The sequence below is a fragment of the Pseudomonas sp. EL_65y_Pfl2_R96 genome (assembly GCF_963970905.1).
In the GTDB taxonomy this organism is placed as follows: Bacteria; Pseudomonadota; Gammaproteobacteria; order Pseudomonadales; family Pseudomonadaceae; genus Aquipseudomonas.
The window spans coordinates 35,899-62,772 of record NZ_CAXAQH010000032.1 but is presented as its reverse complement, the minus strand read 5'-3'; the positions used below and the strand labels follow the sequence as shown (position 1 = coordinate 62,772).

Annotated in this window: 23 protein-coding genes; 8 read left to right on the top strand and 15 right to left on the bottom strand. The window is 60.4% G+C overall.

Annotation, left to right across the window (positions count from 1 at the left end):
* Window positions 1–62 precede the first annotated feature (62 nt).
* The 6 genes from AACY49_RS24985 to mreB all read right to left on the bottom strand — a co-directional run bounded on the left by AACY49_RS24985 (window position 63) and on the right by mreB (window position 9,069).
* Window positions 63–3,866 (bottom strand): YhdP family protein, encoded by a 3,804-nt coding sequence (locus AACY49_RS24985; protein WP_339527044.1) that lies wholly within the window; start codon window positions 3,864–3,866, stop codon window positions 63–65.
* Between the two features lie 75 nt (window positions 3,867–3,941).
* Window positions 3,942–5,399 (bottom strand): ribonuclease G, encoded by a 1,458-nt coding sequence (rng, locus tag AACY49_RS24980; protein WP_339527042.1) that lies wholly within the window; start codon window positions 5,397–5,399, stop codon window positions 3,942–3,944.
* 57 nt (window positions 5,400–5,456) lie between these two features.
* A complete protein-coding gene (locus AACY49_RS24975; RefSeq protein ID WP_339527040.1) occupies window positions 5,457–6,053 on the bottom strand; it encodes a Maf family protein in 597 nt (198 codons plus the stop codon).
* A gap of 202 nt (window positions 6,054–6,255) precedes the next feature.
* Complete coding sequence (mreD, locus tag AACY49_RS24970; protein ID WP_258697558.1) at window positions 6,256–6,747, bottom strand: rod shape-determining protein MreD; 492 nt, start codon at window positions 6,745–6,747, stop codon at window positions 6,256–6,258.
* The gene (gene mreC / locus AACY49_RS24965; protein ID WP_339527054.1) at window positions 6,747–7,889 is read right to left on the bottom strand and encodes a rod shape-determining protein MreC; all 1,143 of its coding nucleotides are present in this window, start codon (window positions 7,887–7,889) and stop codon (window positions 6,747–6,749) included. Before mreC ends, mreD begins: the two co-directional genes overlap by 1 nt.
* A 142-nt stretch (window positions 7,890–8,031) precedes the next feature.
* Window positions 8,032–9,069, bottom strand: coding sequence for a rod shape-determining protein MreB (gene mreB, locus AACY49_RS24960; protein WP_002555108.1), 1,038 nt, complete (start codon window positions 9,067–9,069; stop codon window positions 8,032–8,034).
* 210 nt (window positions 9,070–9,279) lie between these two features.
* On the opposite strand from mreB, the gene gatC reads away from it, so the two are divergent.
* The 6 genes from gatC (at window position 9,280) to AACY49_RS24930 (ending at window position 14,492) form a co-directional block, all read left to right on the top strand.
* Complete coding sequence (gene gatC / locus AACY49_RS24955; RefSeq protein WP_007941222.1) at window positions 9,280–9,567, top strand: Asp-tRNA(Asn)/Glu-tRNA(Gln) amidotransferase subunit GatC; 288 nt, start codon at window positions 9,280–9,282, stop codon at window positions 9,565–9,567.
* Window positions 9,568–9,583: 16 nt separating this feature from the next.
* The gene (gene gatA, locus AACY49_RS24950; protein ID WP_258620073.1) at window positions 9,584–11,035 is read left to right on the top strand and encodes an Asp-tRNA(Asn)/Glu-tRNA(Gln) amidotransferase subunit GatA; all 1,452 of its coding nucleotides are present in this window, start codon (window positions 9,584–9,586) and stop codon (window positions 11,033–11,035) included.
* Between the two features lie 10 nt (window positions 11,036–11,045).
* On the top strand, window positions 11,046–12,491 hold the full coding sequence (gene gatB, locus AACY49_RS24945) for an Asp-tRNA(Asn)/Glu-tRNA(Gln) amidotransferase subunit GatB (RefSeq protein ID WP_008008595.1): 1,446 nt from the start codon (window positions 11,046–11,048) through the stop codon (window positions 12,489–12,491).
* 137 nt (window positions 12,492–12,628) lie between these two features.
* The gene (locus tag AACY49_RS24940; protein WP_258697559.1) at window positions 12,629–13,003 is read left to right on the top strand and encodes a septal ring lytic transglycosylase RlpA family protein; all 375 of its coding nucleotides are present in this window, start codon (window positions 12,629–12,631) and stop codon (window positions 13,001–13,003) included.
* A gap of 50 nt (window positions 13,004–13,053) precedes the next feature.
* A complete protein-coding gene (locus AACY49_RS24935; RefSeq protein WP_258697560.1) occupies window positions 13,054–14,115 on the top strand; it encodes a calcium/sodium antiporter in 1,062 nt (353 codons plus the stop codon).
* Window positions 14,112–14,492, top strand: a complete 381-nt coding sequence (locus tag AACY49_RS24930) for a carboxymuconolactone decarboxylase family protein (RefSeq protein WP_095055134.1) — start codon at window positions 14,112–14,114, stop codon at window positions 14,490–14,492. Before AACY49_RS24935 ends, AACY49_RS24930 begins: the two co-directional genes overlap by 4 nt.
* A gap of 155 nt (window positions 14,493–14,647) precedes the next feature.
* On the opposite strand, the gene AACY49_RS24925 is transcribed toward AACY49_RS24930, so the two are convergent.
* From AACY49_RS24925 to kdgD, 5 genes are all read right to left on the bottom strand, one after another.
* Window positions 14,648–15,589 carry an AEC family transporter gene (locus AACY49_RS24925; RefSeq protein ID WP_339527033.1) on the bottom strand — a complete coding sequence of 314 codons (942 nt, stop codon included), beginning with the start codon at window positions 15,587–15,589 and terminating at the stop codon, window positions 14,648–14,650.
* A gap of 174 nt (window positions 15,590–15,763) precedes the next feature.
* Window positions 15,764–17,317: a galactarate dehydratase gene (garD, locus tag AACY49_RS24920; RefSeq protein WP_339527032.1), complete on the bottom strand. Its 1,554-nt coding sequence runs from the start codon at window positions 17,315–17,317 to the stop codon at window positions 15,764–15,766.
* Window positions 17,318–17,328: 11 nt separating this feature from the next.
* Complete coding sequence (locus AACY49_RS24915; RefSeq protein WP_339527031.1) at window positions 17,329–18,696, bottom strand: MFS transporter; 1,368 nt, start codon at window positions 18,694–18,696, stop codon at window positions 17,329–17,331.
* A 156-nt stretch (window positions 18,697–18,852) separates the two neighbouring features.
* Window positions 18,853–20,298, bottom strand: coding sequence for an aldehyde dehydrogenase family protein (locus tag AACY49_RS24910; protein WP_339527029.1), 1,446 nt, complete (start codon window positions 20,296–20,298; stop codon window positions 18,853–18,855).
* Window positions 20,299–20,359: 61 nt separating this feature from the next.
* Window positions 20,360–21,271 carry a 5-dehydro-4-deoxyglucarate dehydratase gene (kdgD, locus tag AACY49_RS24905; RefSeq protein ID WP_258697564.1) on the bottom strand — a complete coding sequence of 304 codons (912 nt, stop codon included), beginning with the start codon at window positions 21,269–21,271 and terminating at the stop codon, window positions 20,360–20,362.
* 131 nt (window positions 21,272–21,402) lie between these two features.
* Between kdgD and AACY49_RS24900 the strand changes: the two genes are divergently transcribed.
* Both AACY49_RS24900 and AACY49_RS24895 read left to right on the top strand, forming a co-directional pair.
* Window positions 21,403–21,636, top strand: coding sequence for a hypothetical protein (locus AACY49_RS24900; protein ID WP_320394592.1), 234 nt, complete (start codon window positions 21,403–21,405; stop codon window positions 21,634–21,636).
* A 53-nt stretch (window positions 21,637–21,689) separates the two neighbouring features.
* Window positions 21,690–22,064: a hypothetical protein gene (locus AACY49_RS24895; protein WP_339527027.1), complete on the top strand. Its 375-nt coding sequence runs from the start codon at window positions 21,690–21,692 to the stop codon at window positions 22,062–22,064.
* Window positions 22,065–22,135: 71 nt separating this feature from the next.
* Here AACY49_RS24895 and AACY49_RS24890 read toward each other — a convergent pair whose 3' ends face one another.
* From AACY49_RS24890 to AACY49_RS24875, 4 genes are all read right to left on the bottom strand, one after another.
* Window positions 22,136–22,882 (bottom strand): FadR/GntR family transcriptional regulator, encoded by a 747-nt coding sequence (locus AACY49_RS24890; protein WP_258697566.1) that lies wholly within the window; start codon window positions 22,880–22,882, stop codon window positions 22,136–22,138.
* Between the two features lie 189 nt (window positions 22,883–23,071).
* Window positions 23,072–24,799, bottom strand: a complete 1,728-nt coding sequence (locus AACY49_RS24885; RefSeq protein ID WP_258697567.1) for an ABC transporter ATP-binding protein/permease — start codon at window positions 24,797–24,799, stop codon at window positions 23,072–23,074.
* A 96-nt stretch (window positions 24,800–24,895) separates the two neighbouring features.
* The gene (locus AACY49_RS24880; protein WP_017336511.1) at window positions 24,896–25,456 is read right to left on the bottom strand and encodes a response regulator transcription factor; all 561 of its coding nucleotides are present in this window, start codon (window positions 25,454–25,456) and stop codon (window positions 24,896–24,898) included.
* A complete protein-coding gene (locus tag AACY49_RS24875) occupies window positions 25,449–26,711 on the bottom strand; it encodes an ATP-binding protein (protein ID WP_258697568.1) in 1,263 nt (420 codons plus the stop codon). Before AACY49_RS24875 ends, AACY49_RS24880 begins: the two co-directional genes overlap by 8 nt.
* Window positions 26,712–26,874 lie beyond the last annotated feature (163 nt).

Genomic DNA, 26,874 nt, shown 5'->3' with positions numbered 1-26,874 from the left:
CTGCGGCAGCTCCTACAGGGGGCTTACGGCCATGCTACTCCATAGGCCTGGAAAGTGGCTTTTCAAAAAGGCTTGTCGAAGGTGATTTTCGGTTCTTTCCATGGGCCTTTGACGGTGTATTTGACGCTGGCGAAACGCGCCACGCGGTCACCGATCAGCTTATCGATCAGGAACAGCGCCCCGCCGACAGCCGGTGCTCCGACGATCAGCGCGGCAATTGGCAGATTGTTGGTCACCGGCAAGGTCACCAGTAACCTGGCATCGACCTGATCCGCCACCAGGTCCAGTGTGCCGTTGAGTTCCAGGTTGCTCGACGGGCCGGTCAGCAAGATCGGCTCACGGGTCACGTACACCCCGTTGGTCGCGACCAGCAGGCCTTTGACCCGGTCATAGCTCAAGCCTTTGCCAAACAGGTCGGAAAAGTCCAGGCGCAAGCGGCGGCCGATGGAGTTGAAGTTGAGCAGACCGAATACCCGTAGAGCCTGGGCGCTGCCCTCGATTTCAACGAACTGACCTTTATTGAGCGATGCGTCAAGAGTGCCGGAAAAGCGTTTGGTAGCCAGCCACGCCGGTGAGCCGGGCCAGCGACCGTCGACATCCATGTGAAACTCTTCACTGGTGACGCTCGGCGCAAAACCCCAGCCCTTGAGCACGTCGGCGAGGTTCTTGCCACTGACCCGCCCCTTGTACCAACTGCTGGAATTACCCGGCATGCCTTCCCAACCGCCGCTGCCTTGCAAGAGGATGCCCTTGAGGCCCAGATCCAGGGTATTGAGGGCAATGCCTTTGGCGGTCGGGCGGACTTTCAACTGCCAGCCACCCACCAGATCCTGCCCCTGGAACAGCTGATTGATGGTGATATCCAGCGCCGGGATCTTCGTCGGGTCTACGGTGGCCAGCGGATCCGGCGAGTTCTCGTCGGCCAGCGCCGTCGGGTCGGGTGCCGGTAAACGTACGTATTGCAGATTGACCGCAATCGGTGCCGCTTTCGCATCGGGGATGCCGACGGTGCCCTTGGCCTGCTGACTGTCGAGTTGCAAGGCCCATGCGGTTGGCTTGCGCGTCAACTGCACCGACGCCTGATCGAGGGTGGTGCCGAAACCGCTGAGCTTGCCAACCTTGATATCCGCGCCACTGAGCAACTGCTTGGCACTGCCGCCCGGATTCTGCCCGGCATACCTGGTCACCAGATCCTGCCAGGGTGCGACATCCAGCTCGGACAGTACACCGCGCACTCGCAAGCCTTTGGCGCCGGGCAACACGGCCTTGCTGCCACCGAGAAACAGCTCGCCGCGACCGTCGACGAAATTGCCGGTCGGGGCCGCAAACGTGAAGTTCGCCAGTTCACCGTAGTTGACCCAGTAACGCCGCTCCGGTCCTTGCAGGGTCATGCGGAACACGGTGTCGCGCCCGACATCGGCCGCCATGCCGAACGGCGCCGGCAAATCCACCGCCACACCTTTGAGACTGGAGCTGACCATCAATTGGCTGTCGGCGCCATCAAGGTTCAGTTGCAACTGATAAGGGATCAAGCCCGTCACCGGCAACGGCTGAGTGACGTTCAACCATTCAGTGAGCTTCTTGACCTCGACTTCCCCCGATGCGGCGACCCGAGTATTGAGCTTGCCCGCACCGCCATCGGCGAAAATCTGTGCGGTCACTGGCTTGTCGAACGCGCGCGCCGTGATCTTTTGCCCGCTCAAACCCTTGATACTGTCGAAACGGAAATCGCCCTTGAGTTGCGTCAGTTCCAGGGGAGGCTCGCTGAGCTTCAAGCGGGCCTTGTCGGTCTTGAAGTCGACGAGAATTTTCGGCCGCTCGCCTTTGACCAGCGGGATATCGAGTTTGAGCTTGCCTTGCAGGTCGCCATCGCCTTCCCAACCGGCGAACGTGTCGGCGGTGCCGATCGGCGCTTCCTGCAGAATTTTCAGGCCATCGCCCAACCCGCCAGCGAACCCGCCGCCGAGGAACAAATGAGTGCTCTGCCCGACAGGCGCATGGGGAATATCGACGTAGATGTTGCTGACCTGTGTATCGAGCAATTGCCCCTTGCTGGCCAGAATCCTCACGCCGCTGTCTTCGACGAACACATCGCCGGTGACCTTGCGGACATGTGGCCACCCTGGCTGAAACGCCAGCTCGGCATCGTGAACCTTGAAAAACAGGCTGATGCTGCGAGCCGTTTCGGCGGCGCCATGGTTCAGCGAACCCTGGTACTGGAAGAAACCTTCATCCACCGCGCCTTTGAGAATCGCCGTGCGCAGCCATTCGTCCAGCGCCGGGCTCAACATTTGCGGCAGGTATTTGGCGGTGTAACGGCCGTCGCCGTCGACCAGACCGACCCGCAGGTCCATGTAGTCTTCCTGGGTGTGATCGAAATGCAGGCGAATCAGGAAGTCGCCGGCAATCTTGCCCTCTTCGCCCAGCACCTTCAGGTACGGCGCGATCAGGGTGAAACCTTCTTTGTCGAGTTTCCAGGTCAGCCGGGCGTTGGCCTGAATGTACTGCCATGGTTTGGCGAAAATCGGGTCCAGGTGCAGGGAAAAATCCTTGCTGTCCATCCGCAACTCACCCTGCCCGAGGTCGCCGCTGATGCTGCCGCTGACATTTCGCGCCGCCGGCGCACCGTGATAAGCGTCGAAGCCGACCCGTTCCAGATTGGCGGCAAAGCTGAATTTGCTGTCATCGGTAGCCGCGGGGCGGAGGTCGATCAGTACATTGCGCAATACCCCGGTGACCTTGAGCCGCTCGACCGCCGTAGCGACACCTTCCGGAAGTGGCCCCAAGGCATTCAGCAACGGAGTGAGCGGTGTGAGGTCGATGCGGTCGGCTTGCAGATGCAAGAACTCTGGCGCCTTGTCGGTCGCCGCCATTTGTTGAAATTGCAGCTTCGATTCCCAGCGGGTTTCTCCCAGGTTCATGGCCAGAGAATCCAGGGTCACCAGGACGCCTGTGGAGCTGCGCTGGAAATACCCGTTAAGCGCCAGATTGTTGATCTGGATCGGCTTGCGCTCGGCGTAGGCACCCTTGAGTTGCGGCGCGTTCAAACGGATCGCGGCGCTTTGCAGGGCGCCCTCGCTCCAGTTCAGCCATAGCTCGCCACCGGCCTTGATCTCGGAGAAATTCCATTGTTGGGTCAGGCGCTCAGGCAACCATTTCGACCAATCGCTTTGCGGCAGGCTCAGGTAAGCCTCGGCCTCGCCGTTCTGCCACTGACTGGCGTGGATACGGGTGCGCACACTCATCGCAACCGGCTGACCATCGGGCAGGGTCAGGCGGACATCGAGTCGCTGACGCGACACGCCGATTCTCAGGTTCAGGCCGACGTAAGTCAGGGTCAGCGGTTGCTGTTCCAGAGGCTGCAAGGTCACCTGACTGTCGAGCACCGACAACTGCTGAACCGTTTGCATGCGATTGAGCAACTGCTCCGGATCGAACGGCTGATCCTGCTGTACCGGCAAACCTTCCAGCGCCCAATGACCGTCCTCGCCTTCCTTGAGGCTGATCTTCAGGCCGCTAAGCTCCAAATGTGCGATGCGCACTTCGCGCGCCAGCAGGCTGGCCCAGAGATCGGGCACCGCGCGCACCTGATCCAGACGCAGGGCATTGGAACCCTCGCCGACCATCACGTCATGGGCCAGCAAAATCGGGGCGAGGCCGCTCCAGTTGCCTTCCAGCGCACCAATACGCAGCCGCATGCCCAAGACATCGCTGGCTTTGGCTTCAACGTCGGCACGGTATTCGGCCACCAGCGGCGTCAGCTCCCGGCCAAGGCTGACGAACAACGCCATCAGCACCAAAACCAACGCACACAGGCCCAGCCCCCAGCGGGTCAGTGCGGCAAAAATAAGTGTCAGACGGTCCATGTCAGTTGGCTCCCATGGCAAAAATACTGCAAAAAGCTGAGGCCAGCCGTTCTAGTGGGGTTGAAACACAACGATTCAGAGCAGCACCACGTCGTATTGTTCCTGGGAATACATGGTTTCTACCTGAAACCGAATGGTGCGCCCGATAAACCCTTCGAGCTCGGCGACGTTGCCCGACTCTTCATCGAGCAAACGGTCGACCACTTTCTGGTTCGCCAGCACGCGATAGCCTTCGGCCTGATAGGCCCGGGCCTCACGCAGGATTTCGCGGAAGATCTCGTAGCACACGGTTTCCGGAGTCTTGAGCTTGCCGCGTCCCTGACAGCTGCTGCACGGTTCGCACAGCACTTGCTCAAGACTTTCGCGGGTGCGCTTGCGGGTCATCTGCACCAGGCCCAGTTCGGTGATGCCGATGATGTTGGTCTTGGCGTGATCGCGTTCCAACTGCTTCTCGAGGGTGCGCAGCACCTGACGCTGATGCTCTTCATCTTCCATGTCGATGAAGTCGATGATGATGATCCCGCCCAGGTTGCGCAAACGCAGCTGACGGGCAATGGCGGTGGCGGCTTCGAGGTTGGTCTTGAAGATGGTTTCTTCGAGGTTGCGATGACCGACGAAGGCTCCGGTGTTGACGTCGATGGTGCTCATGGCTTCCGCCGGATCGACCACCAGATAACCGCCGGACTTGAGCGGTACCTTGCGCTCCAGAGCCTTTTGGATTTCGTCTTCGACGCCGTACAGGTCGAAAATCGGCCGTTCACCAGGGTAATGCTCCAGACGATCGGCGATTTCCGGCATCAGTTCGGCGACGAACTGCGTGGTTTTCTGGAAGGTTTCCCGGGAGTCGATCCGGATCTTCTCGATCTTCGGGCTCACCAGGTCGCGCAAGGTACGCAACGCCAGGCCGAGGTCTTCGTAGATCACGCTCGGCGCGCTGATGGTTTTGATCTGCACGTTGATCTGATCCCAGAGCCTGCGCAGGTAGCGGATGTCCATGAGGATTTCATCGGCCCCGGCCCCTTCGGCAGCGGTGCGCAGAATAAAGCCGCCGGCTTCCTTGATGCCTTCTTTGGCCACGCAGTCGGTGACCACTTGCTTGAGGCGCTCACGCTCGGCTTCGTCTTCGATCTTCAACGAAATGCCGACGTGGGCGGTGCGCGGCATGTACACCAGATAGCGCGACGGAATCGACAACTGCGTCGTCAGGCGTGCACCTTTGGAGCCGATCGGGTCCTTGGTGACTTGCACCACCAGGCTCTGACCTTCGTGAACCAGCGCGCTGATGCTCTCCACCGACGGACCTTCGCGCAGGGAAATTTCCGAGGCATGAATGAATGCGGCGCGATCCAGACCGATATCGACGAAGGCAGCCTGCATGCCCGGCAATACCCGCACGACTTTCCCTTTATAGATGTTGCCGACGATCCCGCGCTTTTGCGTGCGCTCGACATGGACCTCTTGCAGCACACCGTTTTCGACCACCGCCACGCGCGATTCCATCGGCGTGATGTTGATCAGGATCTCTTCACTCATGGCAGGGTCTCGTTCAGGCATGTTCACGATAATGGCCGCATCTTGTCAGTACGACGCTCAGCGCGCGCTAAGGGTTTGCCAACAGGGTATGCCGAAATGGCCGAGTAGTTCTGCGGTTTCGCACAGCGGCAATCCGACCACCGCCGAGTAGCTGCCATTGAGCCCGGCGACGAACACCGCGCCCAGCCCTTGAATCCCATAGCCGCCAGCCTTGTCCCGAGGTTCGCCGCTGGCCCAGTAGGCCGCCGCTTCATCGCGGTCGATAGTGCGAAAACGTACCAGACTGCGCACCACCAAAGACTCGCAGCGCTCGCCGTCCTGCACCGCAATCGCCGTCAACACTTCATGTTCACGGCCGGACAACAGCATAAGCATGGCGCACGCCTGGGCTTCATCCACCGGTTTGCCGAGAATTTTCCCGTCCAGCACCACAGCGGTGTCGGCGCCCAGCACGCAGAAATTCGCGTCGGACACGACCGTCCCGCGCCCGGCTTCGGCCTTGCCGCGCGCCAGACGCTCGACATAGGCCGATGGAGATTCTTGAGGTAAAGGGGTTTCATCGATGTCCGCGCTGATGGCGGAGAACGGCACGCCGATCTGCATGAGCAGTTCACGCCGACGTGGCGAGCCTGAGGCGAGGTATAACGATTTCATCAAGACATCTCCCTGTCTAGTGCCCTGTCTCACAAATACTGTTCCTTTTTGGCGGCGTCTGCTGTTGCCATACTGCGTTGCCGCTCCTCGCCATAGCGAGCCATGACTCGTCGCGGCACCTTGTCTTGCAACAACAGCCACTCGCCAAAAAAGGAACGTATTTGCGAGACAGGGCACCGGTGCGGGCACATGCCTGACCGAATCAAGTGATTTTGTAGCGTCGACGCAAACCCCGCAAACCGAAGCTGATCCATGGCCAGAGCAATGCACTGACCAGCGCCGGCAACACCAGCGCCAGGGTCGGCTGACGATTGCCGGTCAGAGCACTCAGCCACAACTGAACCAGTTGGGCGAGGCCGAAGATCACCAGGATCACCAGGCTTTGTTGCCACATCGGGAACATGCGCAGGCGCTGTTGCAGCGACAGCACCAGAAACGTAATGAGCGTGAGGATCAACGCATTCTGGCCCAGCAACGTGCCATACAGCACGTCTTCGGCCAACCCCAGGCACCAGGCGGTCACCATGCCGACTTTCTGCGGCAAGGCCAATGCCCAGAAGGCCAACAGCAAGGCCAGCCACAGAGGACGCAGGATTTCCATGAATTGCGGCAGCGGCGAAACGCTGAGCAGCATGCCGATGGCGAACGTCAGCCAGACCATCCAGCCGTTACGAGATGCAGTTGTACCGCCCATTATTCTCTTCCCCCAGTGGTGGCCGGCGCGGAGACAGGCGGTTTGGCAGCAGGCTTCACGGCAGCGGGATGGGCCGCCGGTGGTTTAGTAGCCACTGGCGCCGCCGCGGGCGGTTTGGCGGCCGCAGGGTGAGCAGCGCCAGGCTTGACCGGGGTCGCCGCGGCAGGTGCTGCAGGTGCGGCTGCCGGCACAGCCGGAGCAGCAGCCGGGATCACCGACGCGGCCGGTTTCGGCACGGTCGCTGGAATGATCGGCCCACCGCCGTGTTGGTCCAGAGACTCCTGAGCCTGGGCCGCTTCGTTGGCGCGTTCCTCGGCTGTGCGGCCGTCACTGAACACCAGCAACAGATAACGGCTGCGGTTCAGCGCGGCGGTCGGCACCGCACGGACGATGGCAAATGGTTGGCCGGAGTCGTGGATCACTTCCTTGACCGTCGCCACCGGGTAACCCGCCGGGAAACGCTGACCAAGGCCGGAGCTGACCAGCAGATCGCCTTCTTTGATATCGGCGGTATCGGCCACATGACGCAGCTCAAGGCGTTCCGGGTTGCCGGTGCCGCTGGCAATCGCCCGCAGGCCATTACGGTTCACCTGCACCGGAATGCTGTGGGTGGTATCGGTCAGCAATAGCACGCGGGAGGTGTACGGCATCAACTCAACCACCTGACCCATCAGGCCGCGGGCGTCGAGCACCGGCTGACCGAGGATCACACCGTCGCGCTCACCTTTATTGATGATGATGCGATGGGTAAAGGGGTTGGGGTCCATGCCGATCAACTCGGCCACTTCGACTTTCTCGTTGACCAGCGCGGAAGAATTGAGCAGCTCGCGCAGCCGAACGTTCTGCTCGGTAAGGGCAGCAAGCTTTTGCATGCGCCCCTGCAACAGCAGGTTTTCGGTTTTGAGTTTTTCGTTTTCGGCGACCAGTTCGGTCCGGCTGCCGAATTGGCTGGCCACACCTTGCCATAGCCGCTGCGGCAGGTCGGTGATCCAGTAAGACTGCATCAGCACCAGCGACATTTGGCTACGCACTGGCTTGAGCAGTGTGAAGCGGGCATCGACCACCATCAGCGCGACCGATAGCACGACCAGCACCAACAAGCGCACGCCCAGTGAGGGGCCTTTGGTGAAAAGCGGTTTAATAAGCCGCTCCTCCCAGGCAAATGTTCTCTTTATTCATACGGCATCAAACCGGCCTGGATGCAGACTGACAGAAGATAAACGCCAACAGGCAGCACTGCAAAGTGCTGCCTGCGGGCCCACAGCATAGATGCAACCCAACGATTTATTCGCTGGAAAGCAGGTCCATGGTGTGTTTATCCATCATTTCCAATGCACGGCCACCGCCGCGAGCAACGCAGGTCAGCGGGTCTTCGGCGACGATCACCGGCAGACCGGTTTCCTGGGCCAGCAACTTGTCGAGGTCGCGCAGCAAGGCGCCACCACCGGTCAGTACCAGACCACGTTCGGCGATATCCGATGCCAGCTCCGGAGGCGATTGCTCCAGCGCGCTTTTCACAGCCTGAACGATGGTGGCCAGGGACTCTTGCAGAGCTTCCAGCACTTCGTTGGAGTTCAGGGTGAATGCACGTGGAACGCCTTCGGCCAGGTTACGGCCACGAACGTCGACTTCGCGAACTTCGCCGCCCGGGTACGCCGTACCGATTTCCTGCTTGATGCGCTCGGCGGTGGACTCGCCGATCAGGCTGCCGTAGTTGCGACGCACGTAGGTGATGATCGCTTCGTCGAAGCGGTCGCCGCCAACCCGTACGGATTCGGCATAGACCACACCATTGAGGGAGATCAGCGCGATTTCAGTGGTACCGCCACCGATATCGACCACCATCGAACCACGGGCTTCTTCAACCGGCAGGCCGGCACCGATCGCGGCAGCCATCGGCTCTTCGATCAGGAACACTTCGCGTGCACCGGCACCAAGGGCCGATTCACGGATGGCACGACGCTCAACCTGGGTGGATTTGCATGGAACGCAGATCAGCACACGAGGGCTAGGCTGCAAAAAGCTGTTTTCGTGAACCTTGTTGATAAAGTACTGCAGCATCTTTTCGCAGACGCTGAAGTCGGCGATCACGCCGTCCTTCATCGGACGAATGGCAGCAATATTGCCCGGCGTACGACCGAGCATGCGCTTGGCCTCGGTGCCGACAGCCACGACACTTTTCTGGTTACCGTGTGTCCGAATAGCCACAACGGAGGGCTCATTCAGGACGATACCGCGCTCGCGCACGTAAATAAGGGTGTTGGCAGTGCCCAGGTCAATGGAGAGATCGCTGGAAAACATGCCACGCAGTTTCTTGAACATGGGAAAGGGACCCTAGGCAACGCGTGGGTAAAAAAGTGCGGCAAACTCTAACAACGACAGGGATTTTGGGCAAGGCGCCAATATGTTAAATTGGCCGCTTTTCTGTGCACCAAGCCCCACAATCGCGGCCTTGAGACCGTAGAAATGCGGTAGTGTTCCGACAATCTAACACACGGACGCCGTCCGTTCTGTTTTCCACTGGAGATTCCCATGGCGCTTGAACGCTCCGACGTGGAAAAAATCGCTCATCTGGCCTGCCTTGGCCTCGATGATGCCGATCTTCCACACATCACTTCGGCCCTGAACAGCATTCTCGGGCTGGTCGACGAAATGCAAGCGGTCAATACCGACGGTATCGAGCCGCTGGCCCACCCACTGGAAGCCAGCCAGCGCCTGCGTGCAGACGTCGTGACCGAAACCAATCATCGTGAGGCCTATCAGTCCATCGCACCAGCGGTCGAAAACGGCCTGTACCTGGTTCCGAAAGTCATCGACTAAAGGGAAAGAGCCTGCAATGCATCAATTGACTCTGGCCGAGATCGCCCGCGGACTCGCCGATAAAAAGTTTTCTTCCGAAGAGCTGACCAAAGTCCTGCTGGCGCGCATCGCCCAGCTCGACCCGCAGCTCAACAGTTTCATCAGCCTCACCGAAGACCTGGCGCTTGAGCAGGCGAAAGCCGCTGACGCTCGTCGGGCCAATGGTGAGAGCGGCGCCCTGCTCGGCGCGCCGATCGCCCACAAAGACCTGTTCTGCACCCAGGGCATCCGCACCAGCTGCGGCTCGAAGATGCTCGACAACTTCAAAGCACCGTACGACGCCACCGTGGTCGCCAAACTGGCCGCTGCCGGGGCCGTGACCCTGGGCAAGACCAACATGGACGAATTCGCCATGGGGTCGGCCAACGAGTCGAGTTACTACGGCGCAGTGAAAAACCCGTGGAACCTGGAACACGTTCCGGGCGGTTCGTCTGGTGGTTCGGCTGCTGCAGTTGCCGCTCGTCTGTTACCGGCCGCGACCGCCACCGATACCGGCGGCTCGATCCGCCAACCGGCAGCGTTCACCAACCTCACCGGTCTGAAACCGACGTACGGTCGCGTTTCGCGTTGGGGCATGATCGCTTACGCGTCCAGCCTCGATCAGGGCGGCCCATTGGCCCGCACCGCCGAAGACTGCGCGATCCTGCTGCAAGGCATGGCCGGTTTCGACCCGCAGGACTCCACCAGCATCGACGAGCCCGTGCCAGATTACTGCGCCGGCCTCAACGGTTCGCTGCAAGGCCTGCGCATCGGCGTGCCGAAGGAATACTTCAGCGCCGGTCTCGACCCACGCATCGCCGACCTGGTCATGGCCAGCGTTGAAGAGCTGAAAAAGCTCGGCGCCGTGGTCAAGGAAATCAGCCTGCCGAACATGCAGCACGCAATCCCTGCGTACTACGTGATCGCTCCGGCGGAAGCGTCTTCCAACCTGTCGCGTTTCGACGGCGTGCGTTTCGGCTATCGCTGCGAAGCCCCGAAAAACCTGGAAGACCTGTACAAGCGTTCCCGTGGCGAAGGTTTCGGCCCGGAAGTGCAGCGCCGGATCATGGTCGGTGCCTACGCGCTGTCGGCCGGTTACTACGACGCCTATTACCTGAAGGCACAGAAGATCCGTCGCCTGGTGAAGAACGATTTCATGGCTGCCTTTAATGAGGTCGACGTCATCCTCGGCCCAACCACGCCGAACCCGGCCTGGAAGCTTGGTGCCAAGAAAGACGATCCTATTGCCGAGTACCTGGAAGACTTCTACACCATCACCGCCAACCTCGCCGGTCTGCCGGGCTTGTCCATGCCAGCAGGTTTTGTCGATGGCCTGCCGGTCGGCGTGCAGTTGCTCGCCCCGTATTTCCAGGAAGGCCGCTTGCTCAATGTTGCCCATCAGTACCAACTGAACACTGACTGGCACACTCGCACCCCAACCGGCTTCTGAGGAGAAACACATGCAATGGGAAGTCGTGATCGGGCTGGAGATTCATACCCAGCTCACCACCCGGTCGAAAATCTTTTCCGGTAGTTCCACCACCTTCGGTTCCGAGCCGAACACCCAGGCCAGTCTGGTAGACCTGGGCATGCCCGGCGTATTGCCGGTGCTGAACCAGGAAGCGGTGCGCATGGCAGTGATGTTCGGCCTGGCCATCGATGCCGAGATCGGTCAGCACAACGTGTTCGCCCGTAAAAACTACTTCTACCCGGACCTGCCCAAGGGCTACCAGATCAGCCAGATGGAATTGCCGATCGTCGGCAAGGGCCACTTGGACATCGCCATGGAAGACGGCACGATCAAACGTGTCGGTGTGACCCGTGCGCACCTGGAAGAAGACGCCGGCAAAAGCCTGCACGAAGAGTTCAACGGCGCCACCGGCATCGACCTGAACCGCGCCGGCACGCCGTTGCTGGAAATCGTTTCCGAGCCGGACATGCGCAGCGCCAAGGAAGCCGTGGCCTACGTCAAGACGATCCATGCGCTGGTGCGTTACCTCGGCATCTGCGACGGCAACATGGCCGAAGGCTCGCTGCGTTGCGACTGCAACGTGTCGATCCGTCCAAAGGGCCAGGTTGAATTCGGTACACGCTGCGAGATCAAGAACGTCAACTCGTTCCGCTTCATCGAAAAGGCGATCAACAGCGAAGTGCAACGTCAGATCGAGCTGATCGAAGACGGCGGCAAGGTGATCCAGCAGACCCGTCTGTACGATCCGAACAAGGACGAAACCCGTCCGATGCGCAGCAAAGAGGAAGCCAACGACTACCGTTACTTCCCCGATCCGGACCTGTTGCCGGTGGTTATCGAGGACTCATTCCTCGACGACGTACGCGCCACCCTGCCGGAACTGCCACCGCAGAAACGCGAGCGCTTCCAGGAACAGTTCGGTCTGTCGGTCTACGACGCCAGCGTCCTGGCCACCAGCCGCGAACAAGCCGATTACTTCGAGAAAGTCGTGAGCATCGGCGGCGACGCCAAACTGGCGGCCAACTGGGTGATGGTTGAACTGGGCAGCCTGTTGAACAAGCAAGGTCTGGACATCGACCAGTCGCCGGTGTCGGCCGAGCAACTGGGCGGCATGCTGTTGCGCATCAAGGACAACACCATCTCCGGCAAGATTGCCAAAGTGGTGTTTGAAGCCATGGCCAACGGCGAAGGCAGCGCGGACGAGATCATCGACAAGCGCGGCCTCAAGCAAGTGACCGACACCGGCGCAATCTCGGCGGTGCTGGACGAAATGCTCGCGGCCAACGCCGAACAGGTCGAACAATACCGCGCGGCAGACGAAGCCAAACGCGGCAAGATGTTCGGCTTCTTCGTCGGCCAGGCCATGAAAGCCTCCAAAGGCAAGGCCAACCCGCAACAGGTCAACGAACTGCTTAAAAGCAAGCTCGAAGGCTGATTGCGATCAATGGTGAGGGTGGGATGTTGTGTCCGACTCAAACCTTGTGGGAGCGGGCTTGCCCGCGATGGCGGTGTATCAGATACATTGCCATCGCGGGCAAGCCCGCTCCCACATTTATTTTGGGAGCCTTTTAAATGAAGCGTCTGCTCAGTGCCTGCGCCCTGCTCTCTCTGCTGGCCGGTTGCGCCAGCACGGACACCATCGATCCACACGGCTACGACAAAACCGGCGTAGCGTCCTACTACGGCGCCAAACACCAAGGTAAACGCACCGCCAGTGGCGAGCGTTTTGACAAGAACTCCCTGACCGCCGCCCACCGTCAGTTACCGTTCGGTACGCGGGTGAAAGTCACCAATCTGAATAACGACAAATCCTGCGTGGTGCGTATCAACGATCGCGGGCCGCACACTCGTGGGCGTCTGATCGATGTTTCACACGAGGCCGCGGAACAACTGGGTATGCTCAGAAGTGGCACCGCGCAGGTTCGCGTGCAAGCCCTCGACGACTGATAGACGGAGCGCTGACTATTTTCGGACTTGCCGATTTACCCCTGATCAGCGTGATTGAATTGCTCAGCGGTCTGTTTTTACTGATCGCCGGCGCAGAACTGATGGTACGCGCCGCCGTTCGCCTGGCTGCGCGACTGCATGTGCGGCCGCTGATCATCGGCCTGACCATCGTGGCCCTCGGCAGCAGCGCGCCGCAGATGGCGGTCAGCCTGCAAGCCACCCTGGCGCAAAACGCCGACATCGCCGTCGGCAGCGTGATCGGCAGCAGCATCTTCAACATCCTCGTCACCCTCGGGCTCTCGGCACTGATTATTCCGCTGCGGGTTTCGCGGCAATTGGTGCGCCTGGATATTCCACTGATGATCGGCGCCAGCCTGCTGGTGTTCGTGCTGGCGTGGAATGAAGAACTGACTCGGGTCGACGGTGTGATGCTGCTGACAGCGCTGGCTCTGTATCTGGGCTTGCTACTGCGCCAGTCGCGACACTCGGCCCGTCCGCTATCGGGGGCTCATGAAGCGCCGCAGGCACCGTGGTTCAGCAGCCTGCTGATGATCGTCGCCGGGCTGGCGATGCTGATATTCGCCGGGCACTTGCTGCTCGGCGCCGCCGTTGCGGTCGCCACCGACCTGGGGTTGTCGGAGCGGATCATCGGCCTGACCATCGTCGCCGTCAGCACCTCCCTGCCGGAGCTCGCCACGTCTTTGATCGCCGCATTGCGCGGTCAGCGGGACATTGCGGTGGGCAATGTGATCGGCAGCAACCTGTTCAACCTCTTGGGGGTGCTCGGGCTTACCACATTGGTCGCGCCGTCGCCGCTGTCGGTCTCGCCGAATGCCCTGGATTTCGACCTGCCGGTGATGCTTGGTGTCGCGGTGTTGTGCCTGCCGGTGTTTTATTCCGGCTACCGGGTGACTCGCGCCGAAGGCCTGCTGTTTTTGGGCTTGTACCTGGCCTATGGGCTGCATGTGGTGTCGTTCACTACCGGCATGCCGCTGGCCGGCAAGCTTGAACACCTGATGCTGTTTTTCGTCCTGCCGGCGCTGATGGCGTTTTTGCTGTTCACCTCGCTGCGCGCCTGGCGTCGCCAACACCACAAGAGGGAATTGCCATGAGCACTGATAAAAAGGCTGGGGTTGAAGTCCGCCGCCAAGTGATGGGCGACGCGTTCGTCGACCGCGCCTTGGGCAATGCCACCGAGTTCACCCAACCGTTGCAGGATTTCGTCAACGAACACGCTTGGGGCGGTGTGTGGAATCGCGAAGGTCTGCCGCTGAAAACCCGCAGCCTGATCACCCTCGCTGCGCTGACCGCGTTGAAGTGCCCGCAAGAATTGAAGGGCCATGTGCGCGGAGCGCTGAACAACGGCTGCACCGTGGAAGAGATCCGTGAGGCACTGCTGCATTGCGCGGTGTATGCCGGCGTGCCGGCGGCGATCGATGCGTTTCGGGCGGCGCAGGAAGTGATTGATAGCTACCAGAAGCCGGAGTGAGTCCCCGGATTTTCGCCGTCAGTGACAACGCCATCGCGGGCAAGCCCGCTCCCACAGGGATCTGCCTTGTTGCATGAATTGCATAAGCACTGAAGACCTTTGTGGGAGCGGGCTTGCCCGCGATGAGGCCCTGGAGAACACTGCAGCTCCCGAGGTTAAATCCACCCACCCCACTGCAACAAAAAGATCCCGATGTTGGTGGTGACCGCCGCCATCAGCGTGGTAATCACGATGATCGCCGCCGCCAGCTCATGATTGCCATTGGCCTGTCGGGCCATGACGAAACTGGCCGCGGCGGTCGGGCTGCCGAAGTACAGAAACAGAATCCCCAACTCCGCCCCGCGAAAGCCCCAGAGCCAGGCGCCCAGTGTCGCCAGCACCGGCAGGCCGATCATCTTCACCAGGCTTGAACTCAGCGCAATCGTGCCGCTTTTGCGCATTGCCGCCAGCGACAACGTGCCGCCGATGCAGATCAGCGCCAAGGGCAAGGTGGTTTGTGCCAGGTATTGGCCGGACGTTTCCAGCCACCCCGGCAGGCTGATCTTGAACCAGGCAAACGGTGCCGCCGAAAACACGCTGATGATCAAGGGGTTCATCATCACGCTCTTGCAGATGCTCCACGGATCAGACTTGATCACCGGGCTGTAGACCGCCAGCACGATGGTCGAGAGCGTATTGTAAAACAGGATCACCAGCGCCGCGAGAATCGCCCCGAGGGAAATCCCGTAGTCGCCGTACATACTCGCCGCCAGGGCCAGACCGATAACGCCGTTGTTGCCGCGAAACGCGCCTTGGGTGTAGATGCCTCGGTCTTCGCGCGGGCATTTCCAGATCGCCCAACCCCAGGCAATCGCAAAGCCCATCAGGGTCGCGATCGAAAAGTACATCAGCAGCGCCGGTTGCAACGCGGCGTGCAGGTCGGCATGCAAGATGCCCAGAAACAGCAACGCCGGCATGCTGACGTTGAACACCAGGGCCGACGCGGTATGAATGAAATTGTCGTTGATCCAGTCGATGCGCTTGAGCAGCACACCCAGAAACAGCATGGCAAACACCGGCGCGGTGATATTCAGGGTTTCGAGGAAAATAGCCAGCATGCCGGGGGAACCTTGGGTGAGCGTCGTTAGGGGGCTAATGATAAGCCACTTTCACCCGGATCGTTCCCACGCTCTGCGTGGGAATGCCTCTTGTGACGCTCTGCGTCACGCTTTTGGGACGCAGAGCGTCCCGGGCTGCATTCCCACGCAGAGCGTGGGAACGATCACTCGGTCTCAGGTAATCGGCGCAGGGTTGAACAGGGTGATGTCGTTATGCAGCTTGTGCCGCTGCGCCCACGTCTGTTTCTTGCCGCTGGCCACGTCCAGGTAATAGTGGAACAACTCCCAGCCGAGCTCTTCAATCGACGCCCGCCCGGTGGCAATCCGCCCGGCATCGATATCGATCAGGTCCGGCCAGCGCTGTGCCAGTTCTGTGCGGGTCGACACCTTCACCACCGGCGCCATGGCCAAACCGTAAGGCGTACCCCGCCCGGTGGTGAACACATGCAGGTTCATCCCTGCCGCCAATTGCAACGTCCCGCAGACAAAATCACTGGCCGGGGTCGCGCAGAAAATCAGCCCTTTGCGCTTGAACCGTTCCCCAGGGCCGAGCACTCCGTTGATCGCGCTGCTACCGGATTTGACGATCGAGCCCAACGACTTCTCGACAATGTTCGACAACCCGCCCTTCTTGTTCCCCGGCGTGGTGTTGGCACTGCGATCCGCTTCGCCCTTGGCCAGGTAACGGTCGTACCAGTCCATTTCCCGCACCAGTTCCTGAGCCACTTCCTCGGTTTCGGCGCGAGACGTCAGCAGGTAAATCGCATCACGCACTTCGGTGACTTCGGAAAACATCACCGTCGCACCGGCCCTCAGCAACAGGTCCGAGGCATAACCCAGCGCGAGGTTGGCGGTGATCCCGGAGAACGCATCGCTGCCGCCGCACTGCATACCAAGGATCAGCTCGGACGCCGGCACGGTTTCCCGACGACGCAGATCGAGCTTCTTCAAACGGGTTTCGGCCAGCGCCATGATCTGCTCGATCATCTCGGTGAAACCGTGGCTGGAATCCTGCAAGCGATACAGCCACGGCTCGCTCAAATCCACCGAGCTGTCGTTCTCGTGCATCACCTGTCCGGCCTGCAATTTCTCGCAGCCCAGGCTGATCACCAGCGCTTCGCCACCCAGGTTCGGGTTGCGCGCCAGATTGCGCACGGTGCGGATCGGGATGTACGCGTCGGTGGCGGTGATCGCCACGCCGCAACCGTAACTGTGGGTCAGCGCCACCACGTCGTCGACGTTCGGGTACTTGGGCAACAACTCGTCCTTGATGCGCTTCACCGCGTGATCCAGCACCCCGGTGACGCACTGCACGGTGGTGGTGATACCGAGAATGTTGCGCGTGCCGACGGTGCCGTCGGCGTTGCGATAACCCTCGAAGGTGAAGCCTTCCAGCGGTGCCTGCGCGGCCGGTACTTCGGTGGACAGCGGCAAGCTGTCCAGCGGTGGCGCGGTCGGCATGCGCAGTTGATCTTCCTTGACCCAGCTGCCGCGAGGAATCGGTTGCAACGCGTAGCCGATCGTCTGGCCATAACGAATCACCTGGCCGCCCTCGGGGATGTCCTCGAGAGTAACTTTGTGGCTCTGCGGCACAAAATCCACGGTGACCAGGCCATCGGGGAATTCGGTGCCGGCCGGCACGCCCTGATCATTGACCACAATCACTACGTTGTCCCGCTCGTGCAGGCGGATGTAGCGCGGCGAGTCGGAATGTTCAATCAACTGCATGACGCCGCTCCTCAGGAATGCGCTTCAGATAACTTGTTGTTCGTTTCAGGACCGCTGACTGGCGGCTCTTTGAGCACAACGCGTTTGATCGGGCCAACGATCACCAGATAGCTGAAGACGGCCACCAGCGCGTTGCAACCGACGAACACTAGCGCCCATTTGAACGAGCCGGTGGAGCTGATGATGTAACCGATGACAATCGGCGTGGTGATCGACGCGATGTTGCCGAAGGTGTTGAACAGGCCACCGCTGAGACCGGCGATCTGTTTCGGCGAGGTGTCGGACACCACCGCCCAGCCCAACGCACCGACGCCTTTGCCGAAGAAGGCCAGGGCCATGAAGCCGACGACCATCCATTCAACGTCCACATAGTTGCAAGCCACGATGCTGCTGGAAACCAGCAAGCCAGCGATGATCGGCGCCTTGCGGGCGAAGGTCAGCGAGTGACCTTTGCGCAGCAGGTAATCGGAAATCACCCCGCCGAGCACACCACCGATAAATCCGCAGATCGCCGGCAGCGAGGCAATGAAACCGGCCTTGAGAATGGTCATGCCGCGTTCCTGCACCAGGTACACCGGGAACCAGGTCAGGAAGAAGTAGGTGATACCGTTGATGCAGTACTGGCCCAGATACACGCCGAGCATCATGCGGTTGGTCAGCAACTGGCGGATGTAGTCCCACTTCGGACCGTCGCCTTTTTTGCCTTTGCCTTTGTCCGAGTCCATATCGACCATGCCGCCGTTGTCGGCGATGTGTTTGAACTCGGCGTCGTTGATCATCGGGTGTTGGCGCGGGCTGTGGATAACCTTCAGCCAGATCCCCGAGAAGATGATGCCGATCACCCCCATGACGATGAACACGTGCTGCCAACCGAAGCTGTAGACGATCCAGCCCATCAGCGGTGCAAACAACACGGTGGCAAAGTACTGCGCCGAGTTGAAGATCGCCGACGCTGTACCGCGTTCAGCGGTCGGAAACCAGGCCGCCACGACGCGTGCGTTGCCAGGGAAGGATGGCGCTTCGGCCAGGCCCACCAAAAAGCGCAGCATGAACAGCGCAACCACCGCCGTGGACATGCCGAACTCACCAACATAGCCCTGCAGCACGGTGAACAGCGACCAGGTGAAGATGCTCAGCGCATAGACTTTTTTCGAACCGAAACGGTCCAGCAGCCAGCCACCGGGAATTTGCCCGGCCACGTAGGCCCAACCGAATGCGGAGAAGATATAACCGAGGGTGACCGCGTCGATGCCGAGGTCTTTTTGCAGGCTGGAGCCGGCAATTGCGATGGTGGCCCGGTCGGAGTAGTTGATCGTGGTCACCAGAAACAGCATGAGCAGGATCAAATAGCGGACGTGAGTCGGCTTGGTCGATTGCATTGTAGATGTACTCCCACTGATTATTTTTATGCGCGGGTGAATCTTCTTTGGTCTTTTGTGGGAGCTGGCCTGCCAGCGATGACATCACCGCGATGCAACTGACAGACCGAGGTGCCCGCATCGCTGGCAAGCCAGCTCCCACAGGTATTGCGTGTATCAGGAGCCGATGTAGCTGGTCTTCACGACCGTGTAGAACTCTTGCGCATAGCGACCTTGCTCACGTGATCCATAGGATGAACCTTTACGCCCACCAAACGGAACGTGGTAATCCACGCCGGCGGTCGGCAGGTTGACCATCACCATCCCGGCCTGGGAGTGGCGCTTGAAGTGGTTGGCATACTTCAGCGACGTGGTAGCGATGCCCGCCGACAGACCGAACTCGGTGTCGTTGGCCATGACCAGCGCCGCCTCGTAGTCGGCCACGCGAACGATGTTGGCCACCGGGCCGAAGATCTCTTCGCGGCTGATGCGCATCGCGGCTTCGCTATCAGCAAACAGGGTTGGCGCGAGGTAGTAACCTTCGGTGTCGCATGTCACCAAACCACCGCCACTGACCAGACGCGCGCCTTCGGACCGGCCGATGTCGATGTACTTCATGTCTTGTTCAAGCTGAGCCTGCGAGACGACGGGACCGATATCAGTGCCGGTTTTCAGCGCGTGGCCGACCTTGATCGACTTCATGCGCTCGGCCATGGCCTCGACGAATTTGTCGTGGATGCCACCGGTGACGATGAAGCGGCTCGATGCCGTGCAGCGCTGACCGGTGGAGTAGAACGCGCTCTGTACCGACAGCTCGACCGCTTGCTTGAGGTCGGCGTCATCGAGAATGATCTGCGGGTTCTTGCCGCCCATTTCCAGCTGGACCTTGGCCTGGCGCGACACGCAGCTGACAGCGATCTGACGACCCACGCCCACGGAACCGGTGAAGCTGATGCCATCAACTTTCGGGCTCTGCACTAGCGCATCACCCACCACGCGGCCGCTGCCCATCACCAGGTTGAACACGCCGGCCGGGAAGCCTGCGCGGGAGATGATTTCCGCCAGCGCCCAGGCACAGCCCGGAACCAGATCAGCAGGTTTCAGGACGACGCAGTTGCCGTAAGCCAGAGCCGGAGCGATCTTCCACGCCGGGATCGCGATCGGGAAGTTCCACGGGGTGATCAGGCCGACCACACCCAACGCTTCACGGGTCACTTCAACGTTGACGCCCGGACGCACCGACGGCAAATAGTCGCCGGACAGGCGAAGGCATTCACCGGCGAAGAACTTGAAGATGTTGCCGGCGCGAGTCACTTCGCCGATGGCTTCGGGCAAGGTCTTGCCCTCTTCCCGGGCCAGCAAGGTGCCGAGTTCTTCGCGGCGGGCGAGGATTTCGCTGCCGACTTTATCCAGGGAATCGCTGCGCGCCTGAATGCCCGAAGTCGACCAGGCCGGGAATGCGGCGCGAGCGGCGTCGACGGCGGCGTGGACCTGAGCCAGATCAGCCTTGGCGTAGTGGCCGATGGTATCGGTCAGCTCGGACGGGTTGATGTTGGCGCAGTAATCACTGCCCGCCACCCATTCGCCGTTGATGTAGTTATCGAAACGCATTGCATCTGCCATCTGGAAATCTCCTCACGCAAAAGGCCGCTGATCACTCAGCGGCCTTGTTTAATCGGGTGTGTTACTGCGCACCTTGCTTGTCGATCAGCGCGGCGAGCATTTCGTACTCTTCGCCCGTCAGATCGGTCAGCGGCGCACGCACAGGACCTGCGTCATAACCGGCGATTTTCGCCCCGGCCTTGACGATGCTCACGGCGTAACCAGCCTTGCGGTTACGGATGTCCAGGTACGGCAGGAAGAAGTCGTCGATGATCTTGCCGACGGTGGCGTGATCTTCGCGAGCAATGGCGTGGTAGAAATCCATCGCGGTTTTCGGGATGAAGTTGAACACCGCCGAGGAGTAAACCGGCACTCCCAGCGCCTTGTAGGCCGCGGCGTAGACTTCAGCGGTCGGCAAACCGCCCAGATAGCTGAAACGATCACCGAGGCGGCGACGGATCGACACCATCAACTCGATATCGCCCAGGCCATCCTTGTAACCGATCAGGTTCGGGCAGCGCTCGGCCAGACGTTCCAGCAAAGGAGCGGTCAGGCGGCAGACGTTACGGTTGTAAACCACCACGCCGATGTTCACCGATTTGCACACCGCTTCAACGTGGGCGGCAACACCGTCCTGGCTGGCTTCGGTCAGGTAGTGCGGCAGCAGCAACAGGCCTTTGGCGCCCAGACGCTCGGCTTCCTGAGCATATTCGATGGCCTGGCGGGTGGCGCCACCGACACCGGCAAGGATCGGCACGCTGGTGGCGCAGGTGTCGACGGCAGTCTTGATGATTTCCGAATATTCGCTGGCCGCCAGAGAGAAGAACTCACCGGTGCCGCCCGCGGCGAACAATGCCGAGGCGCCGTATGGGGCCAGCCATTCGAGACGTTTGATGTAGCCCGCGCGATGAAAATCGCCCTGAGCATTGAAGTCGGTGACCGGGAACGACAGCAGGCCGGAAGAGAGGATGGACTTCAGTTCTTGTGGATTCATTATTCGAACACCCTGGGTAGCACGTTGTGTGAAGAAATCGTTCAGCCTTCGCTGAAGTTGTAGGTCATCGTACAACTTAAAATACAACCGTCAACTGCATTTCATCGCCGCCCTCAGAATTTGAGTCAGAAATGTCAGGTCTACACGCTCAACCGAAGGAATACACCCGACAGATCATTGCCGATCTGGATGATCTTTTTACTGAGCACGGCATCGCCGTTTCCGGCGATGGCGCCACGCTTAAACGCTGGCGAGTTGGCCGTGAGGGTGGATCGTTCGATCCTGACACAAGGCTCAGCCGTCACAACCGGAAACGGTTGGTCATGATCATTTTCGGCACACCTGGCAAGAGCCTCCTACAGTGATAAAACCGCCGTGAAGGAATCATGGCCCACCTCGCATGGAGAGCGAACCCATCATGACTTTTGCCCCACCCATTCTTCCCCAGCTTCTGAAACACGAACCTGAAAAAGCAACCGTAAAACTGTCGCACCTGGGCGATGACTTGATAGTCCGCGTCCCGGATCCGAGAGATATTCCGCCGAATTGGGAGGTCTATCCAATCCTCGGCGCAGATACGGAAGAGCCCGACTGGAAGGGCCTCGAAGGGCCTACCGGCGCCTGGGATGACGCCAGTGACGACATGGCAAAGCTGACAGGAATTGAATTGCGAATCCCGAAAGTTGAGCTGGAAAAGTACAAGAACACAGAAGTCGAATTGCGTTACAAATTCGCGGATGAGTCCAGTCTGGAGCCGTGTTCGGAGCCCCTGAGACTGTATATCGAAACCTGATCTCTCTTCGCGCCTGATCGTTTAGCGGTCAGGCGCGTTTTTGTGCCAGGCGTCTTCCTGGCACGCGCAATTTAACGCTGGGCCTGCGCCTCTTCATGGGCCTGGCGCAGCCGTTCGCGGCTATTGGTCAGGTGCAAGCGCATCGCCGCCCGCGCCGCATCGGAGTCCTGCCGCGCGATCGCGTCATAAATCTCTTCATGTTCACGGCTCAGGCGACTCATGTAGTGCTGCTGGTCGTCATGGGCCAGGCGCGCGGAGTTGAGGCGTGTGCGCGGAATGATGCTGGTGCCCAGGTGGGTCATGATGTCGGTGAAGTAGCGGTTGCCGGTGGCCAGGGCGATTTGCAGGTGGAACTGGAAGTCTGACGCCACGGCATCGCTGGCATGGGAGACACTTTCATTCAACGCGTCCAGCGCCGCTCGCATCAACGCCAACTGTTCAGGGCTGCGACGTTGCGCGGCAAGGCCGGCGGATTCCACTTCCAGGCTGATGCGCAGTTCCAGAATCGCCAATACGTCGCGCAAGGTCACCACGGTGGCCGGGTCGATACGAAAACCGCTCGGGCTTGGGGTGTCGAGCACGAAGGTGCCGATACCGTGACGGGTTTCCACCTGGCCTGCGGCCTGCAAACGGGAAATCGCTTCGCGCACCACGGTGCGGCTGACGCCGTGGGCATCCATGATCGCCGACTCGGTGGGCAACTTGTCGCCACGCTTGAGCTGACCGTCGCGGATCTGCTCGGAGAGCACCGTCACCAGTTCCTGAGCGAGGCTGCGGCGCTTGCGAGGGAGGCGAGGTGCGTCGATCGGGTTTTCCATGGTGAACATCTGTCTCGAAAAAACGGCTGAACCCGCATCATAGCTCAACACGGTTGTACGATCACCGTCAGCATCCACTATCCCCTATGGGAGCGGGCTTGCTCGCGAAGGCGGTGTGTCAGACACCTCAATACTGGATGTCAGACCGCTTTCGCGAGCAAGCCCGCTCCCACAAGGGGATTGCGGTGTTCAGGCGGTCACGGTTTGGTCCACCAAATGGCCATTCTCGATACGCACATGCCGTGGATGGAAACGCTTCAGGCTGCTGCGATGCCCGACGCTGACAATGCTCAGCCCCGGCAATTCATCGATCAACGCCTGATACAGCGACGCTTCATCCTCTTCATCCATCGCCGAAGTCGCTTCATCCATGTACAGCCATTGCGGCGCATAAAGCAGCGCTCGGGCGAAGGCCAGGCGTTGCTGCTCACCCGGCGAGAGCATGCGCTGCCAGTGATTAGCCTCATCCAGACGCGAAACCAGGTGCGGTAAGCGACAGGCTTCCAGTACGTGGACGTAGCGCTCGTGCGGGTAGGTGTCGCCGGGCTGTGGATAACTCAGCGCCTCGCGCAAGGTACCAATCGGCAGATACGGTTTTTGCGGCAGGAACAGATAACGCCCCGTCGGCAGGCGGATGCCGCCGTGCCCGGCCGGCCAAAGGTGCCCCATCGCCCGTAGCAAGGTTGATTTGCCGCTGCCGGAACGACCGCTGAGCATGACGCGCTCGCCCTCCTCCACGGTCATGTCGGCGTTGGTCAGCAGATGACGGCCGTCAGCCAGGTCGAGGCCAAGGTTATGCACCCGTAGCGCCGAACCCTGATTCTGCACATCGATGGCCGGTGCGCGTTCTTCGTTGTCGGTCATGGCCTGACGGAAACTCAGCAGACGATCACAAGTGGCACGCCACTCGGCGAGATCCTGGTACGCACTGATGAACCAGCTGAAGTTCTCCTGCACGTTACCGAACGCCGAGTTGATTTGCATCAGCTCACCGAGTTCGATCTTGCCGGCAAAGTAACGCGGCGCCGCGACCATGAACGGGAAGATGATCGCGATCTGGGCATAACCGGAGGTGAAGAAGGTCAGGCGCTTGGACACTTTCATGATGTCCCAGAAGTTGTGCCAGACCAGGCCGAAGCGGCTGCTCAGACGACGGTTCTCATTGGGCTCGCCGTTGTACAGCGCAATGCTTTCGGCGTTCTCGCGGACCCGCACCATGGAGAAACGCAGGTCGGCTTCGAAACGTTGCTGGTTGTTGTTGAGGCCAATCAGGCGACGACCGATCAAATGCGTGAGCCAACTGCCGACGGCGGCGTAAACCAGTGCACACCAGAACATGTAGCCGGGAATCGTGAAGCCAAGCACTTCGATACTGCCCGACACGCCCCACAAAATGATCGAGAACGACACCAGGCTGACGATGTTACGGATCAAACCCAAGCCCAGGCCCAAGGTATTGGTGGTGAACTTGTTGAGGTCTTCGGAAATCCGCTGGTCCGGGTTATCGGTGTAACCGCCCTGCTCCAGCTGGTAGTAGTTCTTGTTGCCGAGCCAACGGGCGAAGTGCTTCTCGGTGAGCCAGGCCCGCCAGCGAATCGTCAGCATCTGGGTCAGGTAGAGCCTGTACACCGCGCCGAGGATCGCCACGGCCGCGATGCCGCAAAAGTACAGGATCAATTGCCAGAACGCTGCTTCGTCTTTCTTCTGCAGGGCGTTATAGAAATCCTTGTACCAACTGTTGATCCACACCGAAATCGCCACGCTGAACAATGACAGCGCGATCACGGCGATCAACAGCGTCCAGGCCTTGCCCTTCTCTTCGCTGCGCCAGTAAGGCGTGGTCATCGCCCAGACTTTGCGAAAAAACTGCCCGCGCACAGCATCGTTGACCGCGGAATATTCAGCGTTCTGATTCATGAATAAGGCTCGATAAAGAAAAGAACACACACGAGCCGATCATAAATGAACGGCTCGGCTTGTAGCGAAGTGTGACAACAATTGTTCAGCGCCGGTTCAGCGACGGACCGGACGCTTTTGCAGTTTGCGCTGCAGCGTACGGCGGTGCATGCCCAAGGCACGGGCGGTGGCGGAGATGTTGCCTTCATGCTCGGTCAATACGCGCTGGATGTGCTCCCACTGGAGGCGGTCCACGGACATCGGGTTTTCCGGCACCAGGGTGTCGAGGTCGGCATGCTCGGAGAGCAACGCAGCCAACACGTCATCGGCGTCCGCCGGTTTGCACAGGTAATTGCAGGCGCCACGCTTGATTGCCTCGACGGCGGTGGCAATGCTCGAGTAACCGGTGAGGATCACCACGCGCATGTCCGGGTCGAGTTCGAGCAGCTTGGGCAGCAACACCAGGCCCGAGTCGCCGTCCATTTTCAGGTCCAGGGCGGCGTAATCCGGGATGTCGGCCTGGGCGATGGTCAGGCCCTCTTCGGCAGAACCTGCCGTGCTGACGCGAAAACCGCGGCGGGCCATGGCGCGGGCCATCACGCGGGTGAAGGTTGCATCGTCGTCTACCAGCAGCAAATGCGGCAGTTCTTCGCCTTCGACTTGGATCTCGTCACTCATGTTCGTCTCCTCGGGCGACACGGGGCAGGCGCAGCTCGGTGAGCGTGCCACCTTCCTCATGACTGTAGAGTTTCACTGAGCCGCCGGCGCGTGTCACGCTGGCCTTGCTCAAAAACAGGCCCAGGCCGAAACCTTTGCCCTTGGTAGTAAAAAACGGTTTGCCGATCTGCTCGGCAATGGCCAATGGCACACCGGCGCCATGGTCGCGAATGCTGATGGTCAGGTCCTCGGCATTCCAGTCCAGGGTCACTTGCAAGCCTTCGGGGCATGCATCGGCGGCGTTGTTCAGCAAATTCAGCAGGGCCTGGGTCAGGTCCGGCGGTGGCGCCATGCGCGGCACGGTCCCTTGGCCCAGGCGCTGGAAGCGATAACTGGCTTCCGGGCGCATCAGGTGCCAGCGGTTCAGGGCTTCGTCGAGCCAGTCGGTGACGTCCTGCATCTCCACCGCCAAACGACGATTGGCTTCCGCCGCCCGTACCAGCTGCTGCAAGGTTTCTTTGCAGAGTTTGACCTGATCCTGCAACACGCTCAAATCGTCCTGCAGCAACGGGTCGGGATGATCCTGGCGCATTTCCTTGAGCAATACACTCATGGTCGCCAGCGGCGTGCCCAGTTCATGGGCGGCGCCGGCAGCCTGGGTCGCGACAGCCAGCAATTGTTGATCGCGCAGGCCTTCTTCGCGACGAATGGCACGCAGTTCCTCCTGACGGCGCAACTCTTCGGCCATGCGCGCGGCGAAGAACGTGATGACCGCCGCCGCCAGGGCGAAGCTCAGCCACATGCCGTAGATCTGCAGGTTCTCCCGGGCGATCGGGAACGTTTCCAGCGGGTAGAACCGCGCCAGCAGCAACGTATACAGCGCCAGGGCAATACCGGACAGAATCACCGAAAAACGCCATGGCAAGGTCACGGCGGCGATGGTCAGCGGCACCAGGTAATAAGAGACGAACGGGTTGGTCGAACCGCCGGAGAAGTACAGCAAGGCACTGTGGATAAACAGGTCGCAGGCCAGTTGCACGGCGTACTCGAGCTCGGTCACCGGCCACGACGTGCGCAGGCGAATCGCGGTCAGGGCGCAGAGCACCATGGAAAAACCGAGGGTGATCGCCAATTGCATCCACGGCAACGGCAGCAGGTGGAACCAGTAGGCCAGGCCCACGGAACCGGCCTGCGCGGCCAGCACCAACGTGCGGATGAACGTGAGCCGCCAGAGGTTCTGGCGAGTGGCGGAAGTGATTTGAACGGGGGCGAGCATGAGCTCTCCTGATGAGCGCTCCAGGCGGATCGCACGGAGTATAACCAAGCCACGGGCCTGAGAGGCGAAAGTGCGGCAAACGACCACAGCCAAAGACCATTGATCTGTGGAAATACATCTGTGGCGAGGGAGCTTGCTCCCGCTCGGCTGCGCAGCAGTCGTA

What these genes read in the sequence shown, in the direction of transcription:
- AACY49_RS24985 (WP_339527044.1), bottom strand. Translation starts at nt 3,866, where the DNA reads ATGGACCGTCTGACACTTATTTTTGCCGCACTGACCCGCTGGGGGCTG.
- rng (WP_339527042.1), bottom strand. Translation starts at nt 5,399, where the DNA reads ATGAGTGAAGAGATCCTGATCAACATCACGCCGATGGAATCGCGCGTG.
- AACY49_RS24975 (WP_339527040.1), bottom strand. Translation starts at nt 6,053, where the DNA reads ATGAAATCGTTATACCTCGCCTCAGGCTCGCCACGTCGGCGTGAACTG.
- mreD (WP_258697558.1), bottom strand. Translation starts at nt 6,747, where the DNA reads ATGGGCGGTACAACTGCATCTCGTAACGGCTGGATGGTCTGGCTGACG.
- mreB (WP_002555108.1), bottom strand. Translation starts at nt 9,069, where the DNA reads ATGTTCAAGAAACTGCGTGGCATGTTTTCCAGCGATCTCTCCATTGAC.
- gatC (WP_007941222.1), top strand. Translation starts at nt 9,280, where the DNA reads ATGGCGCTTGAACGCTCCGACGTGGAAAAAATCGCTCATCTGGCCTGC.
- gatA (WP_258620073.1), top strand. Translation starts at nt 9,584, where the DNA reads ATGCATCAATTGACTCTGGCCGAGATCGCCCGCGGACTCGCCGATAAA.
- gatB (WP_008008595.1), top strand. Translation starts at nt 11,046, where the DNA reads ATGCAATGGGAAGTCGTGATCGGGCTGGAGATTCATACCCAGCTCACC.
- AACY49_RS24940 (WP_258697559.1), top strand. Translation starts at nt 12,629, where the DNA reads ATGAAGCGTCTGCTCAGTGCCTGCGCCCTGCTCTCTCTGCTGGCCGGT.
- AACY49_RS24930 (WP_095055134.1), top strand. Translation starts at nt 14,112, where the DNA reads ATGAGCACTGATAAAAAGGCTGGGGTTGAAGTCCGCCGCCAAGTGATG.
- AACY49_RS24925 (WP_339527033.1), bottom strand. Translation starts at nt 15,589, where the DNA reads ATGCTGGCTATTTTCCTCGAAACCCTGAATATCACCGCGCCGGTGTTT.
- garD (WP_339527032.1), bottom strand. Translation starts at nt 17,317, where the DNA reads ATGCAGTTGATTGAACATTCCGACTCGCCGCGCTACATCCGCCTGCAC.
- AACY49_RS24915 (WP_339527031.1), bottom strand. Translation starts at nt 18,696, where the DNA reads ATGCAATCGACCAAGCCGACTCACGTCCGCTATTTGATCCTGCTCATG.
- AACY49_RS24910 (WP_339527029.1), bottom strand. Translation starts at nt 20,298, where the DNA reads ATGGCAGATGCAATGCGTTTCGATAACTACATCAACGGCGAATGGGTG.
- kdgD (WP_258697564.1), bottom strand. Translation starts at nt 21,271, where the DNA reads ATGAATCCACAAGAACTGAAGTCCATCCTCTCTTCCGGCCTGCTGTCG.
- AACY49_RS24900 (WP_320394592.1), top strand. Translation starts at nt 21,403, where the DNA reads ATGTCAGGTCTACACGCTCAACCGAAGGAATACACCCGACAGATCATT.
- AACY49_RS24895 (WP_339527027.1), top strand. Translation starts at nt 21,690, where the DNA reads ATGACTTTTGCCCCACCCATTCTTCCCCAGCTTCTGAAACACGAACCT.
- AACY49_RS24890 (WP_258697566.1), bottom strand. Translation starts at nt 22,882, where the DNA reads ATGGAAAACCCGATCGACGCACCTCGCCTCCCTCGCAAGCGCCGCAGC.
- AACY49_RS24885 (WP_258697567.1), bottom strand. Translation starts at nt 24,799, where the DNA reads ATGAATCAGAACGCTGAATATTCCGCGGTCAACGATGCTGTGCGCGGG.
- AACY49_RS24880 (WP_017336511.1), bottom strand. Translation starts at nt 25,456, where the DNA reads ATGAGTGACGAGATCCAAGTCGAAGGCGAAGAACTGCCGCATTTGCTG.
- AACY49_RS24875 (WP_258697568.1), bottom strand. Translation starts at nt 26,711, where the DNA reads ATGCTCGCCCCCGTTCAAATCACTTCCGCCACTCGCCAGAACCTCTGG.